16 protein-coding genes and 1 pseudogene are annotated in these 14,644 nt (G+C 69.6%); 7 read left to right on the forward strand and 10 right to left on the reverse strand.

Annotated features, from left to right (window positions below; genetic code table 11):
* Nucleotides 1-7: 7 nt before the first annotated feature.
* Entirely contained in the window at nucleotides 8-520 is a 513-nt protein-coding gene (locus ACMYLB_RS06240) for a hypothetical protein (RefSeq protein WP_415910086.1), read from the reverse strand.
* Nucleotides 521-639: 119 nt separating this feature from the next.
* Nucleotides 640-3,924 (reverse strand): immunoglobulin domain-containing protein, encoded by a 3,285-nt coding sequence (locus tag ACMYLB_RS06245; RefSeq protein WP_415910087.1) that lies wholly within the window; start codon nucleotides 3,922-3,924, stop codon nucleotides 640-642.
* Between the two features lie 238 nt (nucleotides 3,925-4,162).
* Between ACMYLB_RS06245 and ACMYLB_RS06250 the strand changes: the two genes are divergently transcribed.
* Entirely contained in the window at nucleotides 4,163-4,414 is a 252-nt protein-coding gene (locus tag ACMYLB_RS06250; RefSeq protein WP_415910088.1) for an HPr family phosphocarrier protein, read from the forward strand.
* A 79-nt stretch (nucleotides 4,415-4,493) separates the two neighbouring features.
* Nucleotides 4,494-5,123: a DUF1080 domain-containing protein gene (locus ACMYLB_RS06255; RefSeq protein ID WP_415910089.1), complete on the forward strand. Its 630-nt coding sequence runs from the start codon at nucleotides 4,494-4,496 to the stop codon at nucleotides 5,121-5,123.
* 18 nt (nucleotides 5,124-5,141) lie between these two features.
* On the opposite strand, the gene ACMYLB_RS06260 is transcribed toward ACMYLB_RS06255, so the two are convergent.
* The 3 genes from ACMYLB_RS06260 to ACMYLB_RS06270 form a co-directional block, all read right to left on the reverse strand.
* Nucleotides 5,142-5,489 (reverse strand): MmcQ/YjbR family DNA-binding protein, encoded by a 348-nt coding sequence (locus ACMYLB_RS06260; protein WP_415910090.1) that lies wholly within the window; start codon nucleotides 5,487-5,489, stop codon nucleotides 5,142-5,144.
* A 135-nt stretch (nucleotides 5,490-5,624) separates the two neighbouring features.
* Complete coding sequence (locus ACMYLB_RS06265) at nucleotides 5,625-6,176, reverse strand: hypothetical protein (protein ID WP_415910091.1); 552 nt, start codon at nucleotides 6,174-6,176, stop codon at nucleotides 5,625-5,627.
* 153 nt (nucleotides 6,177-6,329) lie between these two features.
* Nucleotides 6,330-6,902: a DUF4256 domain-containing protein gene (locus ACMYLB_RS06270; protein WP_415910092.1), complete on the reverse strand. Its 573-nt coding sequence runs from the start codon at nucleotides 6,900-6,902 to the stop codon at nucleotides 6,330-6,332.
* A gap of 252 nt (nucleotides 6,903-7,154) precedes the next feature.
* Here ACMYLB_RS06270 and ACMYLB_RS06275 point away from each other — a divergent pair, with 252 nt between their 5' ends.
* Nucleotides 7,155-7,373: a hypothetical protein gene (locus tag ACMYLB_RS06275; protein ID WP_415910093.1), complete on the forward strand. Its 219-nt coding sequence runs from the start codon at nucleotides 7,155-7,157 to the stop codon at nucleotides 7,371-7,373.
* Between the two features lie 114 nt (nucleotides 7,374-7,487).
* Here ACMYLB_RS06275 and ACMYLB_RS06280 read toward each other — a convergent pair whose 3' ends face one another.
* Together ACMYLB_RS06280 and ACMYLB_RS06285 are read right to left on the reverse strand one after the other, a co-directional pair.
* Nucleotides 7,488-7,964 (reverse strand): VOC family protein, encoded by a 477-nt coding sequence (locus ACMYLB_RS06280; protein WP_415910094.1) that lies wholly within the window; start codon nucleotides 7,962-7,964, stop codon nucleotides 7,488-7,490.
* An 88-nt stretch (nucleotides 7,965-8,052) separates the two neighbouring features.
* Nucleotides 8,053-8,637: a dihydrofolate reductase family protein gene (locus tag ACMYLB_RS06285; RefSeq protein ID WP_415910095.1), complete on the reverse strand. Its 585-nt coding sequence runs from the start codon at nucleotides 8,635-8,637 to the stop codon at nucleotides 8,053-8,055.
* A 750-nt stretch (nucleotides 8,638-9,387) separates the two neighbouring features.
* Here ACMYLB_RS06285 and ACMYLB_RS06290 point away from each other — a divergent pair.
* From ACMYLB_RS06290 to ACMYLB_RS06300, 3 genes and pseudogenes are all read left to right on the forward strand, one after another.
* A pseudogene (locus ACMYLB_RS06290) lies at nucleotides 9,388-9,711 on the forward strand (hypothetical protein); the annotation flags it as partial.
* 280 nt (nucleotides 9,712-9,991) lie between these two features.
* Entirely contained in the window at nucleotides 9,992-10,693 is a 702-nt protein-coding gene (locus ACMYLB_RS06295; RefSeq protein ID WP_415910096.1) for a PEP-CTERM sorting domain-containing protein, read from the forward strand.
* 289 nt (nucleotides 10,694-10,982) lie between these two features.
* On the forward strand, nucleotides 10,983-12,296 hold the full coding sequence (locus ACMYLB_RS06300) for a hypothetical protein (protein WP_415910097.1): 1,314 nt from the start codon (nucleotides 10,983-10,985) through the stop codon (nucleotides 12,294-12,296).
* A gap of 50 nt (nucleotides 12,297-12,346) precedes the next feature.
* Here the strand turns inward: ACMYLB_RS06300 and ACMYLB_RS06305 are convergent, their stop codons facing one another.
* Entirely contained in the window at nucleotides 12,347-12,544 is a 198-nt protein-coding gene (locus tag ACMYLB_RS06305; RefSeq protein WP_415910098.1) for a hypothetical protein, read from the reverse strand.
* A 218-nt stretch (nucleotides 12,545-12,762) separates the two neighbouring features.
* Here ACMYLB_RS06305 and ACMYLB_RS06310 point away from each other — a divergent pair, with 218 nt between their 5' ends.
* On the forward strand, nucleotides 12,763-13,659 hold the full coding sequence (locus tag ACMYLB_RS06310) for an alpha/beta hydrolase (RefSeq protein ID WP_415910099.1): 897 nt from the start codon (nucleotides 12,763-12,765) through the stop codon (nucleotides 13,657-13,659).
* A 22-nt stretch (nucleotides 13,660-13,681) separates the two neighbouring features.
* Here the strand turns inward: ACMYLB_RS06310 and ACMYLB_RS06315 are convergent, their stop codons facing one another.
* Both ACMYLB_RS06315 and ACMYLB_RS06320 read right to left on the reverse strand, forming a co-directional pair.
* Complete coding sequence (locus ACMYLB_RS06315) at nucleotides 13,682-13,879, reverse strand: hypothetical protein (protein ID WP_415910100.1); 198 nt, start codon at nucleotides 13,877-13,879, stop codon at nucleotides 13,682-13,684.
* Between the two features lie 39 nt (nucleotides 13,880-13,918).
* Entirely contained in the window at nucleotides 13,919-14,482 is a 564-nt protein-coding gene (locus tag ACMYLB_RS06320; protein WP_415910101.1) for an RbsD/FucU domain-containing protein, read from the reverse strand.
* Nucleotides 14,483-14,644 lie beyond the last annotated feature (162 nt).

Raw genomic sequence — 14,644 nt, forward strand, 5'->3', positions numbered from 1 at the left:
GCGCGCCTCAGCGCGACGGCAGCAGCTTGACGCTGCCGAACACGAGCCGGGCGAGCAGCTCGTCGTCGCGCCGGAGGCGCGGCGAGAGCAGGAGGGCGCAGGAGGCGATGTGTTCGTCGCCCACCGCGACGAGGATCAGTTCCGCGTGGATCTCGACGCCGTTCTGGTAACGGACGCGCGCGGTGTATTTGTAGCCGCGATGGCCGGAGATCTCGGCCGGCTCGCGCGCCTCCCACGGCGGGGCGAGGGCGTCGGCGAGGATGGATCGCGCGAGGGAGTCGAGCGCCGCGCGCGGGTCGTTGCTGTGCACGAGGCCGAGCGAGAACGTCGCGGTGCGGGCCTCGTTGGCGAGCTGGAGGTTGCCGCTCGGGTCGATCTCGCTCGTCCAGTCGGCCGGCACGAGGCAGCGGAACGCGGGCAAGTCGGATCTCGGGTGCAGCAGCTCGCGCAACAGCTCGCGGCCGGCCGCCGCCGGCGCGAGCGCGGCCAGCAGCGCGAACAACGGGAGCAGGGGACGCATGGCGGACGGGGGTTCACCCGCGAGCCTAGCGCCCGGCCCGGCCGCCCTCACGCGGCCGCATCGCGCGAAAGCTTGGAAAGCCCGGATAAAACCTGCGCCCGGGCCGTATCCATGCGGCGTCAGACGCGACGGCGCAGCACGCGCAACCCGGCAGCCAATGCGGCGACGGCGAGGAAGCCGACGCTCGGCGCGCCGCCGCCGCCACCAGCCGCACCACCGGATCCGCTTCCGCCCGACGGAGGAGGCGGCGTGCCCAAAGCGAGCGTGGCGACGGAGCTTTCCGTCGAACCCCAGGCATTGGCAACCGACACGGTGTAGTTGCCAACGCTGGTGCTGGAGACAGAGGCGATAGAGTAGCTCGAGGTCGTCGCGCCGGGGATCAGTGCGCCATCCTTTTTCCACTGGTAGGTGAGCGTGCCTTCGCCCGTGGCGGTGACGGAGAAACTTGCGCCCGCGCCGGCGATCACGGTCTGGTTTACCGGCTGGATCGTGATGCTCGGCACATTGCCGAGTATGCGGAGGGTCGTCACCGTGCCGTCGGAAGTGATCTGTCGGATCACGCCGTTGCCGGTGTCGGCAACGTAGAGCGTCTTCCCGTTGATGCCGAGGCCCTCCGGTTCGTTGAACAGCGCCTGGGGGCCGCGGCCGTCCATCAGGCCGGCGACGCCGGGCAAGCCGGCGAAGGTCGTGACCTGTCCCATCGTATCGATCTTGCGGATGGTGTGATTGCCGGTGTCGGCGACGTAGAGATTACCGTCAGGATCCATGACGAGTCCGCTTGGGCGGTTGAGCCGTGCCTGGGTGCGGGGGCCGTTGGCGCTTCCGGCTTGGCCGGGCAAGCCGATGTAGGTGCTGACTTGGCCGTTGGTTTGGATGGTGCGGATGGTGTGGTTGCCCTGGTCTGACACGAAGATCGTGCCGTAGCCGTTGTTGCCGGTGCCCCAATTGGTGGACCAGAGATTGTCGCGGCGCGTGACGAGGGCGAAGGGCCGGTTGAAAGAGGCGTTGGTGCCGATGGCATCGACGGTGCCGGGCAGGCCCGGCTGGCCGGCTAGGGTGACGACGTGTCCGGCCGCGGTCACGGTGCGGATGGTGTGGTTCCCTTGGTCGGCGACGATGTAGTTGCCGGCAAGATCGGCGGAGACCCCGGTGGGTTCACGGAAGCTCGCCGCCGCGCCGTCGCCGTCGGCGGTGCCGCTTGTGCCGGCCTTGCCCGCGAGGGTCGTGACCGCGCCGTCGAGGAACACGCGCAGCGTCGAGTTGGAGGTGTCGGCGAGTCCGATCTTGCCCTCGGCGGAAAGAAAGAAGCCGCCGGGTTCGTTGAAGCGTGCGTTGCTGCCGCTGCCGTCGGCCGAGCCCATTTCCCCGGACTTTCCGGCCAGCACGACGGGACGGAGGTCGCTGCCGACCTTGACCAGGGTCTGGGCAGCGGCGTCGGTGATATAGAGGTTGCCGTTGGTGTCGGCCGCGATGCCGGACGGCATGGTGAGCGGCGATTGGAACGTGCTGAGCAACGCACCGGTGCTGCTCACTGTCGTGCCGCTGCTGGAGGTCACTTGATAGCGATAGAGATAATTGTTCATCGCCGCCGTCGGGTGGAGGACCTTGAGAATGGCGGCGGCGGTCCCGGAGTAGTCGTCGCCGTCGCCGAGCGTGGTCCAGGTGGCGCCGCCGTCCTTGGACACCTGCCAGACGATCGTGCCGGTGCCGCCGGTGGTGGCGGCAAAGGCCGCGACCTTGCCCGCGGCGGCGACCTGTTCGGTGACGATCGGGAGCTTGAGTGCGAGGCTGGCGGGAGTGCTGGTGGCCGACCCGACCGAGTTGGTGGCGGTGACGGTATAGTCGCCGGCGTGCGCGATGGAAAAGGACGAGATCGTGTAGCCGATGCCTTTGGCATTGGGGATGGCCACACCGTCTTTGAACCACTGAAAGGTCATCGGCGTCGTGCCGGAGACCGCAACCGACAGAGAGACGGTGTTGCCGGCTGTGACCTCGCCCGAGACGGGCTGAGTGGTGATGAGCGGAGGCAGGTTGATGACGAGCACGGCCGGGGTGTCGGAGGGCCCGAGGATCGGGCCGGGCGTGGTGCGGCTGGCGGTCGTGCCATCGCCGAACATCCCGTAGGCGTTGTAGCCGATGCCCCACAGCGTGGCGTCGCTGCGCCGGTAGACCGTGGAATATTCGGAGCCGACGACGTCGGTGACATCAGTGGCGATCTGAATGGGGACGGAGCGGTTTGCGGTGCTGGGATCGCCCAGTTGGCCGTAGGCGTTGTAGCCGGTGCCCCACAGTGTCCCGTCCGCCTTGAGGAAAAGAGAATGAAAGGAGCCCGCGGCAATCTTGCTGATGCCGCTGGCGAAGACTTGCACGGGTGACAGGCGCGAATAAGTCGGGGCACCGTCGCCGAGCTGGCCGCTGCCGTTGCTGCCGACCGCCCAGCCGCTGCCGTCGGATTTCAGGAACAGTGTGTGATAGGCGCCGGCGGCGACGGCGGTGACGTCGGTGGCGATCTGAACGGGAGTCGGTCGGCTCGTCGAGGTTCCGTCGCCGAGCTGGCCGTAGTTGTTCAAGCCCATGGCCCAGAGCGTGCCATCGGTCTTGATGAACAGGCTGTGCGCATTGCCCGCGGCGATGGCGCGGACGCTGGTGGCGACCTGGACCGGGGTGCTGCGCGCGATCATGGTGCCATCGCCCAGTTGGCCGCCGTTGTTGCCCATGGCCCACAACGTGCCGTCGGTTTTGAGAAAGAGGCTATGCTGAGCGCCGGCGGCGATGGCGGCGACACCGGAGGCGACCTGCACAGGAGTGCTGCGGGTGATGGTGGTGCCGTCGCCGAGTTGCCCGTAGTAATTGTTGCCCATGGCCCAGAGCGTGCCGTCGCTCTTGAGGAACAGCGTGTGCTGGTAGCCACCGGTCGCGGCGACGACGTTGGTGGCGATGGGCAGCGGTTGCAGGCGATAGTATTGGGTCGAACCCTGTCCCAGTTGGCCGTATTGATCCGCGCCCATGCCCCAGAGCGAGCCGTCCGCCTTGAGATAGAGCGTGTGCTCGGCGCCGACGCCGAACCCTCCCGAGAAGGACGTGAACGTGCGCGTCGTGCCGCCGGCGTCGGTGACGGCCACCGCGTAGATGCCCGCGTCGGCGCTCTGGGCGTTGGCGAGGGTATAAGTCGCGGAGGTGGCGCCGGCGATCGGGGTGGCGCCGCGATACCATTGGTAGCTCAGGGGAGCGGTGCCGGTGGCCTCGACGCTGAATGTGACGGTCGAGCCCAGTGCGACTGTTTGCGAGAGCGGGAATTTCGTGATCGTGGGTTGCGCACCGGCGAATGCCGGGAACAGGATCACGGGCGCCACGCACGCCAGGCGGCGCGCACGACTGAAAACGGAGGATAAGCAGGGGAGCATGGCGGAAAGGTTCCTCCCTGCACGACAGCCGGCGCGCCTCAACCCGCTAGCCACGCCGCGCGTTTACGGATGGTCTGCGCGGAGGGTGGGCCGGTTTCGGGCCCCGCGCGGGCGTGGGGAGCCGGCCGCGGGCGGGACGGAAGGGGCGGACCCGGGACCAACCGGCATCTGAGTCGCCGCCGGGCCATCCGGGGGCCGGCGAGGCGAACCAAACCGCCGGTTGCGAGTCTCAGGGGGCATGAAGAAAGCCCGGGTGAAAGTGCCGTGGCCGGAGGGGCTGCATCTGCGTCGGGCGGTGCAGCTGGTGAAGACCGCGCAGCGTTTCCGCTGCGTGTTGCAGATCCGGAGCGAGGAACGGATCGCGGACCTGCGCAGCCTGCTGAGCGTGATCGCGCTGTGCGCGGCGATGGGGGCAACCCTCGATCTCGAGGCGGCGGGGGACGACGAACAGGAGGCCCTGCAGACGGTGCAGCAGCTCTTCGATGCCTGAACCGCACTCCGCGGCGGATTTGCTTTGCCCGGCCGGCCCCGGCGTGGGACGACCGGGCATGCGCACGACCACCGCTGGGATGATCGCGGCCCTCCTGCTGGGCGCGCTGGCAACCGGGAGAGCGGCCGAGCCGCGTCCGCTGCTCGACGCCGCCCGGCTCACCGACTGGGAATACGTCACCCCCGGCCAGACGGCATCGCTCGCCGGCGTGTGCACGGTCGAGGCCGACGGCAGCCTGCGCTTCGCCGGCAAGCCCACGGGCTTCGTCGCCACGAAGGCGGTCCACGGCGACTACCGCCTGCACGTCGAGTGGCGCTGGACGGACAAGCCCGGCAACGGCGGCGTGCTGCTGCACATCACGACCGGCCCGAAGGACCGCGCGTGGCCGGAGAGCTTCCAGGTGCAGACCAAGCACCACAGCGCCGGCGACCTGCTGCCGATGGCGGGGGCGACTTTCGCCGAGCCGATCACGAGTCCGGCCGGCGCCGCCGCCGCGCGCGGGCACGCGGCCGCGGATTCGGAGCGGCCGGCCGGCGAATGGAACCGCGCCGACATCGTCTGCCGTGGCGGCGAGATCACGGTGACGATCAACGGCGTCGAGCAGAACCACGTGACGGGCTGCTCCGCCCGCGCGGGACGGATCGGCCTGCAGTTCGAGGGCACGCCGTTCGCCGTGCGCGCCGTGCAGATCGAGCCGCTGGCGCCCTAGCGCCCGCGGCGCGGCGAGCTAGAGCCCGAGGGCGGTGCGGGTCTTTTTCGGCAGGCCGGCGGCGACGAGGGCGTGGCTGCGGCGGATGCGTTCCCGGAGCTGCGGCTCCGGCAGCGCGGCGAAGTCGGCGACGTGCACCCAGTGGCGCTTGGCGAAATACGGCGCCTGGCCGATGCCGTCGAGGTCGACGAGCGCGTCGAACTCCTCCGGCTCCACCTTGAACGTCGCGCCCTCGAGCACGCTGCCGTCGAGCGAGAGCACGAGGAACACCTTGCCCGCGACCTTGTAGACCAGCCCGCCCCACTGGGCGACCACGGTCACGTGCGGCAGGGCGAGGGCGAAGGACTGGAGGCGGTCGAGGAGCACGGCGCGATTGCAGCAAACCCCGGCCGGTCACGCACGGCGGAAAATGAGCCGCGCCGGCCGAAAAGCGGGCAGAGCCAGGCGCACCGGGTCGCGCGCGCCGCTCGCGGGCACAGACGCGGGCGGCGGCCCCGACCGTCAGGACGCGCCGGCCGGGTCGCGTGCGCCGGCGCGCTGGAAGAGCAGGGCGGTCGCGACGAAGAGGAAGGCGAAGAAGCCGTTCGCGCCGAAGACGCGGGCGACCGGGATGACGGGCTCGACGCCCCAGGCGTAGAGCGCCAGCGCGGGCACGAGCAGCTGCGCGCCGGCCATGGCGAGGAAGGTCCGCGCGAGACCGCGCGGGCGGAAATCCGCGGCGAGCGCGCCGAGGACGCCGATGGCGAGCACGCCGAGATACAGGGCGTTCGCCGGATGGTTTTCCCGGCCGACGAGGCCGACGGCGAGGTTGACCCAGACCATGAAGAGCGTGGAGCCCACCGCGGCCGCGGCGGCGAGCCGGCCGACGGGATCGCGGCGGCGGCGCAGGAGGAAGCGCAGCGCCAGGCCGGCGCTGGCCAGCACGACGTAGGCGACAACGAAGTCGGAGCCGGTCCAGTTCACCTCGGCGGTGAAGCGCATCGCGACGAGCGGCACGAGCAGGAGCAGCGCGGGAACGAGGAGGGCGGCGAGCAGCAGGCGGTCTTTGGTCATGGGCGCAGGATGCCGGCGCTGTGTGAAAGGGTGATGAAGCCGGCGTGAAATCGGACGGAAAACCCCGGACCGCGCCGCGCGGGCCGTCTCCCCGCTCGCGCCCGGCCCGGCCGGGGCGCGGCGCGGGCGCGCGAAGCCGCGGGCGGCCGCGGCTCAGAGGCGCAGCAGCCCGCGGAAGCCGCGGCCGCTGTAGTAGGAGTCGGCGCCGTTGTGGCCGATGAAGACGCGGTTGTAGCGGCGGTCGCCGTAGATGGCGCCGCCGAGCGCGCGGATGTCCGGCGGGGTCTTCAGCCAGCTCGAGGTCTTGGTGTCGAACTCGCCGAGCTTCTGCAGGGCGAAATACTGCTCCTCGTCGAGCAGTTCGACGCCGAGGGATTCGGCGAGCTCGGTGACGCAGCCCTGCGGCGGGAATTTCTTGCGGCCGTCCAGCGCCGCGCGGTCGTAGCAGAGGCTCTGGCGCCCGGCCGGGCTCTGCGGCGCGCAGTCGACGACGAGGAACTCGCCCGTCTTCGCGTCCCGGCCGATGACATCGGGTTCGCCGCCGGTGGCCTCCATCCGCTCGAGGACCGCGAGCTTGGCCGGGGCGGCGTCGAGGCGCTTTTGCACGGCGGCCCAGGTCAGGCCGGCGTGGCGGTGCGGGTGCTGCTCGAAACGGGCCTGCAGGGTCGCGAGCAGCGCGGAGCGCGACGGGGCCGGCATGGTTTTCTTCGCCTGCGTGGATTTCATGGCGCGGAGGAGCGGGAGGAAACGCCGTGCGCGGCGCGTTGGCAAACGGGAAGTCTGCCGCCGTCGCGCGGGGCGGACCGGGAACTCGCCCGCGGCCGCGCCCGGCCGCGGCCGTCTCGCGGCTTGTGTCGCGACGGGCCGGGGAGTAGAAGATCGCTGCGGCACCGGCCGGAAGCCCGGGCCCGCGCAGCGGCGGTTGCACCCGGGATTCCCGCGCCGGCGGCACGCGAACTCCGCGAGGAGGAACAGGCCATGAACACGATCAGGATCATCATCACGAATGCGGACGGCATGGTGCTGGACAGCGCGATGCTCTCCACGGCCGACGAGACCAACGCGATCGCCTACCGGGTGATCAAGGGCGAGGTCGACGTGCGCCCCGACGAGGCGGTGCTCGTGCTCGGTCCGTGCCAGCGCAAGTTCCGGGAACACACGCCGGCCGAGAACCCCGTGGGCATGCTCTGCAGCTGAGGCCGGCGATGGCCGGCCCCGTCCGCCGCCGGCACCGCGGGGCGGACGCGGCGGGCGTGCGGCGCGCGGGAGGACGCCCGCGCGGGCGCCGCCGTCCACGCGCGCGGCGCGGGCCTAGCCGCGGCGCGCCGCCTCGATCTTCGCGACGTCGATCTTGCCCATCGTCATCATCGCGGCGAAGGCGCGCTTCGCCTCGTCGCCGCCGGCGGCCATCGCGTCGCTCAGCGCGCGCGGCGTGATCTGCCAGGAAATGCCCCAGCGGTCGCGGCACCAGCCGCATTGGCTTTCCTCGCCGCCGTTGCCGACGATCGCGTTCCAGTAGCGGTCGGTCTCGGCCTGGTCGTCTGTGGCGACCTGGAACGAGAAGGCCTCGCTGTGCTGGAACATCGGGCCGCCGTTCAGGCCGAGACACGGGAGGCCCAGCACGGTGAACTCGACCGTGAGGACGTCGCCGGCCTTGCCCATCGGGTAGTCGCCCGGCGCGCGGTGCACGCCGGTGACGCGGCTGTCGGGAAAGGTCGCGGCGTAGAAACGGGCCGCGGCCTCGGCGTCCTTGTCGAACCAGAGGCAGATGGTGTTCTTGGGTTTCATCGGGGGTCTCCTTCGGTGGGCGGGTGGGCTTCTGGACGAAAATGGGTTCGAAGCGGTTCTCGCGCGCCGCCGCGGGTGGGGCGGGCGTTCAGGCGCGAGCCGGCAACGGTCCGGCGACGCGGTAGGAATTCAAGAGGATGCCCGAGGGAAACGGTTGCGTGCTCACGAGGGCGAGCGTGCGTCCGGGCGTGCCGTCCGCGAAGAGGCGTTTCCCCGTGCCCACCAGAACCGGATAGATACACAGCGCGATTTCGTCCGCCAGTCCGTGGGCGAGCAGGGTCGAGGTCAGCGTCGAGCTCCCCCACAGAATCAGGTCGGGGCCGTCCGACGCCTTGAGATCGCGGACGCTGGCGACGAGGTCCGGTCCAAGCGCCCGGGCCGGGCCCCACGGCAGATCGGCGGGCCGGTGGGTGACGACGAATTTGGTCGCCGCGTTGAAGGGATCCGCGATCGGACCGCCCGGCGCCTGGGGCCAGTAGCCCGACCACAGGTCGTAGGTGCGACGACCCAACAGCAGATCGAAGCGTGAGCCCTGCGCCGCCACGATGGCGTCGCGGCCACCCGGCGTGCGGAACGGCACCGTCCAGTCGGCGTAAGGGAAACCGTCGCCGTCGGCGGAGTGCTGGATCACGCCGTCCAGCGAGATGTGTTCGAGGATTTTGAGAGTGCGCATGATCGGGGGTGGGTCTGACGGGGCGGCGGGCGGCGCGGAGGCGTTCGCGGTTTATGATTCAACGAACGAGGAACGCGATGCCGGACATCCAGCCGGCCTTTCCCGGGGCTCGATCGGCGCCGGCGGGAGGCTCCCCGCGCCCGGTGGGGGCCGCCGCGCCGCCGCGGAGATCGCCGTGGGAGCACGAAACCTCAGTCTGCGGGCTCAAAAGCTCAGCATTTCATTTACAAACCTCGCTCTCCGACTTTCCAGACTGAGGTTTCCATTTACAAAACGGAGTCTGCGACTTTCGAGACAGGGCCTCCGCCTTTACAATAGAGGCTTCCGAAGATGCGAAAGAGGCGATTTCATTTACAAACCCGGCCTTGGCAGCTGTGAGACCGGGCCCGGCGAAGCCCCAAAGTGAGTTTTCGGGCACGAAAACCGGCTCCACGAAGAGCGTGACTGGCTCTTTGCGCAGCGAGACCGGCTCCCCCGAGTCCCAGACCGGCTGCCGAACCTCGCGAGGCCGCTCGCGGAGAAGCGCGGCGCACGGCGAGCGGTCGAGGGTTCGGCCGCGGCTGGCGCGGACATCACGGGCGGGATCGGTGGGTTGGGACATCGAGAGCTGGAGCAGGCTCCCGGGCACTCGGTTTCCTGTGCGAGGCCGGGGAATAGGCTGCGCGCCGGGGACTCGTATCCTGCGATGTCGCTTTCGAGAACATCCGCACCGAACAAGCCCTCTTCCCCGGCCGGGAAAGGATTCCGCTGATGGCTCCGGCGCCCGATCCCTCGCCGGCGGACTCCCCGGGCTGGACGATCCGCCCGTTGCGCGCCGCCGACCACGGCGCGCTGCTCCGCCTCAACGCCGAGTGTCGGCCGGCCGTGGCGGCGCTGGAAGCGGGAGACCTCCCGGCGCTCCTGGACGTCGCCGGCCATCACCTCGCGGCCGTGGATCGGAGCGGAGAGGTGCTCGGCTACCTGCTGGCGTTCCCGCGCGCGTCGGCGTTCGACGACACCGAGATCGCCGCGCTGCGCCGGCTGATCGCCGAGCCGTTCCACTACATCTGTCAGGTCGCGTTGGCGCGCGAGCACCGCGGGCGCGGGATCGGCCGGGCCTTCTACGCCGCGGTGGCGGACGCCGCGCGCCGGCAGGAGCGCGGCGGCTCTGCTGCGACGTCAACCTCGACCCGCCCAACCCGGAGTCGATGGCCTTTCACCGGCGGCTGGGCTTCCGATCACTCGCCACCGGCACCGCCGGCAACGGCTTCGCCATCGCCTATCTCGTCCACGATCTCTGAGCGCGCACCGCGGCCGTCGTCGGGGATCCGAATGCCGCCGTGCGATTTAGCTTCATTTGGAGCGAACTGTCCCGATGGAGAATTTCTCCCCTGTCTCGGTCTCCACGCTCCACGCTTCTCGTCTTTCCATGCGCCTGGCGATTGTCCTCGTTTTTGCCCTGTCGGCCGGCCTGCTGCCGGCGGCCCAGATCATCCAAACTGACAGCTTCACGACCTCGGGCACGTTCTCGGGTGCCGGAAGCCATGATGTGATTCCCAACAATCTGTTCGCGGCTTCATTCCAGCCGTTCGACAGCAACCTGGGCACGCTCGATTCCTTTTCGATCGTCTGGACGCTGAACGTGACCTGGACCTACACGCAGGTCTCGGGCGACAACCATTCGATCAGCGGCAGCGTCACGGCCTACCTGAACAATGTCAGCTACACTGGCACCGGTGGCGGCAGCGGCTACTCCCTTCCCGGCACGGGGACACGGAGCATCAATCCGAACACGTCGGCGACTTATACCGTTTCCTCCATTTCGGGCGGCACGGGAGCCAGCTTGCTCGCGATCGTCACCGGCCAGGATTCCTTTCAGGCGCGCTACGTCGACGGCATCACGGGATCGTTCATCGGCAACCCGTCCATCGACCTGACGGCGACGGCCAATGTGACGCTCACCTACAACTATTCGGCCGTGCCGGAGCCGGCGACTTACGGATTGCTGGCGGGCGTCGGCGCATTCGGGGGAGCATTGGTTCGCCGCCGGCTCAAGCGCCGGACAGCCGGCGTGTGATCCGCGGGCCATCGCGCCCGCGATCTAGCGCCGTGCAGGAGCTGATCGGGGTCCGTGAGGGCCAACGTCACGCCGAGCGCGGGCTGCTTGCTCCAGGCGTCGCCCCGGCGGATGGGGGTGGGGAGTCTTTCGGCACTCGCGGAGGCCGACGGGAAGCCGGCGGGCGCGTCGCATTCTCCCTCGAACGTGGGATTCAAGGCCGCGCGGCCAATCGGTAAGCTGTCGCGTCCGGCATTGCCGTCGCTCCGCCCTCCTGGCGGAGTGCGCGGAGGATCGGACCTCTTCCCCCATGCCCCCGTCCTCACCCCTCCGTTGCCTCGCCCTGCTCGCGCTGACGCTGGCCGGCGCGCTCGGCCCGCTGGCGCTCCCGGTCGCCGCGCTCGATTTCGCCGCCCTCACCCAATCGGTCTCGCCCGAGCGCGCGGCGCGCTACGAGGTCTTCCGCCGCTTTCAGATCCGCGGAGTGTGCGGCACCACGCAGCTCGAACTCGCCGCGGCCCACGGCGCCAACACCCTCCGCACCTACACGCCGCCCACGCGCGCCCAGCTGGACGACTACCAGCGCCTCGGCCTCCGCGTGGTCGTGGGCATCTGGATGCCGCACCCGGGCGAGAACAGCGGCCGCAACGGCAAGTGGACCTACGACTACGCCACGCAGGGCGAGAAGCAGCTGAAGGACCTGGCCGACGTCATCGACCGCATCGGCGACCACCCCGCCATCCTCCTCTGGTGCCTCGGCAACGAGGTGCCGCTCGAGCGTCCCTACCTCGAGACCGTCGAGCGGATGTCGCGGCTCATCCACGCGCGGTATCCGCGGCAGCTCACCAGCCTCACGATGGTCAACGCGCCCAAGGACAAGCTCGCGCTCATCCGGGCCGTCGCGCCCGATCTCGACCTGATCGGCTGCAACAGCTACGGCCAGGGCGCGGTGAGCGGTTCCAGCCGCAACCTCGAGGAGGCGTGGGGCCGCGCCTACTATGTTTCCGAGTTCGGGCCCCCGGGGCCGTGGGGCGGTCGCAAGACCGCGTGGGGCGTCCACTACGAGCCCGCCTACGACGCGAAGATCGCCGACCTGCGCCAGAGCCTGGAGCGGATCGACGCCGCGCCGCACTGCCTCGGCTCGACGATGTTCCTCTGGGGTGCGTGGCAGAAAGGGAAGGAGTTCCCGACCTACTTCAGCGCCTTCCTTCCCCCGCAGTTGGACGGCAAGCACGGGCGCGACGACCCGCTCTACCGCACGCCGATCGCCGACGAGTTCCTGCGCTACTGGTCCGGACGCGAACCGGCCGAGCGCGCGCCCGTCCTGAAAACCATTTCCCTCGCCGGTCGCGAGGGCGCGGGCGACGCCGCCGTGGCCGCGGGGCAGCCGCTGCGGGCGACCGCGACGGCGAGCGATCCCGTGGCGACCGCGCGCCCCCTGCGGTATCGCTGGTGGGTGCTCGATCCCGCGGGCAAGGTGGTGCGCGGTCCCGTGGACACGCCGCAGCCCGCGGTGGAGTTCCCGCCGTTCCCGGCCAAGGGAGAAACCTACGCGCTGCTCGTCTACGTGATCGCCGAGGAACGCTTCGCCTCCGGCTTCTCGCTCCCGTTCCGCGTGGAGTGACGCGCTCCGATCCGCTCCGGACTCGCGCGCGGCTCAGCGCGCGGCGGGTCTCACCGGATGCGGCTCTCGCCCTTGGGCGTGAGGGCGTAGAGCTTTTCCGCGCGACGGTGCTCGATCAGGCCCTCCTTGATCCAGGCGGCCAGCTGCTTCGGGCCCGCGGTGCGCGCATGGCTTTCGGGAATCTCGCCGAGGGAGCCCATGAAGAGTGTCCGTAGTTTGAAGGCGTCGGGAGATTTGGAGAGGGACATGGGCAAGAGCGGCGGCGCGAAGAAATGGGCGGGAGACGGACGCGTCCGTCAATCGCGAAGCCGCGGTCGTTCCGTTCGTCGTTTGCGACGTTGCTTCAATCGACCCGCAGCGGGCGACCGCGTCGGCTGCTCGCTTGCCTGACTTTGCCCACGCCTGCGTCCGCCGCGACGGAGAGATGTGTCTCGCTTGCCGGCTGGTCGCTGCCTAATTCCCCGTCATGTTCTCCCTGCTTCGCCGGCTCGTCGTGGCCGGGTTCTGGTTCTTGTTCTCGTGCTCGTCGGTGTTCGGGGCGCTCGACTATCCGCCGCACTTCGAGGGCGCGCGGGTCGAGATCTACAAGACCGTCGGCCCGACCTCGCTCGCGCTGCACGTGTTCGAGCCCGCGTCAGGTCCGCGCGCCAATCGCCCGGCGATCGTGTTTTTCTTCGGTGGCGGCTGGGCCAACGGCTCGCCGGCGCAGTTCGAGCCGCAGTGCCGCTACCTCGCCTCGCGCGGCATGGTCGCGATCACGGCGGACTATCGCGTCGCTTCGCGTCATCAGGCCAAGGTCGCGGACTGCGTCGCTGACGCCAAGTCCGCGCTGCGCTATGTGCGCGCCCACGCCGACCGCCTCGGCATCGATCCCCACCGCATCGCCGCCGGAGGCGGCTCGGCGGGCGGACACCTTGCCGCCGCGACCGCCACCGTGCCGGGCTTCGACGGGCCCGATGAGGATACCAAAGTCAGCGCGGTGCCGGACGCCTTGGTGCTTTTCAACCCGGTGCTGGTCCTCGCGGAGATGCCGGAGCTGGGCCTCGTGGGTTTTGGCACGCGCCTGTCGGCGGACCGCATCGGCACGGCGCCGAAAAATCTCTCGCCCGCGCATCACGTGCGGAGAGGCCTGCCGCCCACGATTGTGTTTCACGGCAAAGCCGACACCACGGTGCCCTACGCCACCGCCGAGGCGTTCACGCGCCTCATGCGGGACGCCGGCAACCGCTGCGAACTCGTCGGCTACGAGGGGAAGGAGCATGGCTTCTTCAATCATGATCGCGGCGAGGGCTCGGCCTACAAGGACACGCTGGCCCGGGCGGATGCGTTCCTCGTCTCGCTGGGCTGGCTCAAGGCGCTTTGACCGGTAGCGCCGGCTGCCCCGGTTACGAGATCCGCGCTTCGCCCTTGGCGGTGAGGACGTAGAGCTTCTCGGCGCGGCGGTGTTCGAGAAGGCCTCCCTTGATCCACGCGGCGAGCCGCTTCTTGTCGACGGTCCGCGCGTGACTCTCGGGAATCTCGCCGAGCGAGCCCATGAACAGCGTGCGCAGTTTGAAATCGTCGGAAGACTTGGAGAGAGGCATGGCGATGGCAGCGAAGAACCTGACCTGACGCTGGCGGAATCAACGCTTCGCGGCCTTGATCGCGTCCCGCAATTGCTGCTCGGACTCGGCGTTCCAGTAGCCGCACTGCAGCTCGAAAAACACCGAGGTGTAGGGCTTGGTCAGCGGCGTCTTGAAGATCAGCACGCGAAACTTTTTCCCCGCTTCGTCCAGCTTGCCGATGATCTCCTCGTGGGGGAGCGATTGCACCGGCTGGCCGGCGAGGAGCTTCGCCAGCGCCGCGCGATAGGTGTTGATGCCCGGAGCGTTTTTCTCCGCCACGTAGCCGAGCTCCAGATCGGTGTAGATCGTCGGCTGGACGTGAGTGGTGCGAGCGAGCTCGGCGAGCAGGGTTTTCACGACCTCGAGTTGGTCGGCGGCGACGAAAACCGTCTCGATTCCCGGTGCGGTCTGGAGCGGATAAGCGGAGTCGACGACCACGATCCAGTTGCGGTGTCCGAGCAAGGGCAGCTCCGCCCGCAGTTTGTCCGTCCATGTATCGGCGGCCGGAGCCTCACCGGCGCGAGCGGAGGCGACGGCGGCAAGGCACAGAAAAACGAATGCGGCGTGGCGCAGGGTTTGCATATTTGGCGGGGTGTGAGGGGGAGGTGGACGCGTCAGGCGACGCGGGGAAGCATGCTTCTTCGTGTCGCGGGGTGTCAACGAACGCAGTCCGACTCCCACGAAAGAGGGGCGGTGCGTCGCGGGTGCGATACCCGGCGTCTCAGCCGTGGCCCGCTGTGGCCC

Source organism: Oleiharenicola sp. Vm1 (assembly GCF_047777955.1).
GTDB lineage: Bacteria > Verrucomicrobiota > Verrucomicrobiia > Opitutales > Opitutaceae > Didemnitutus.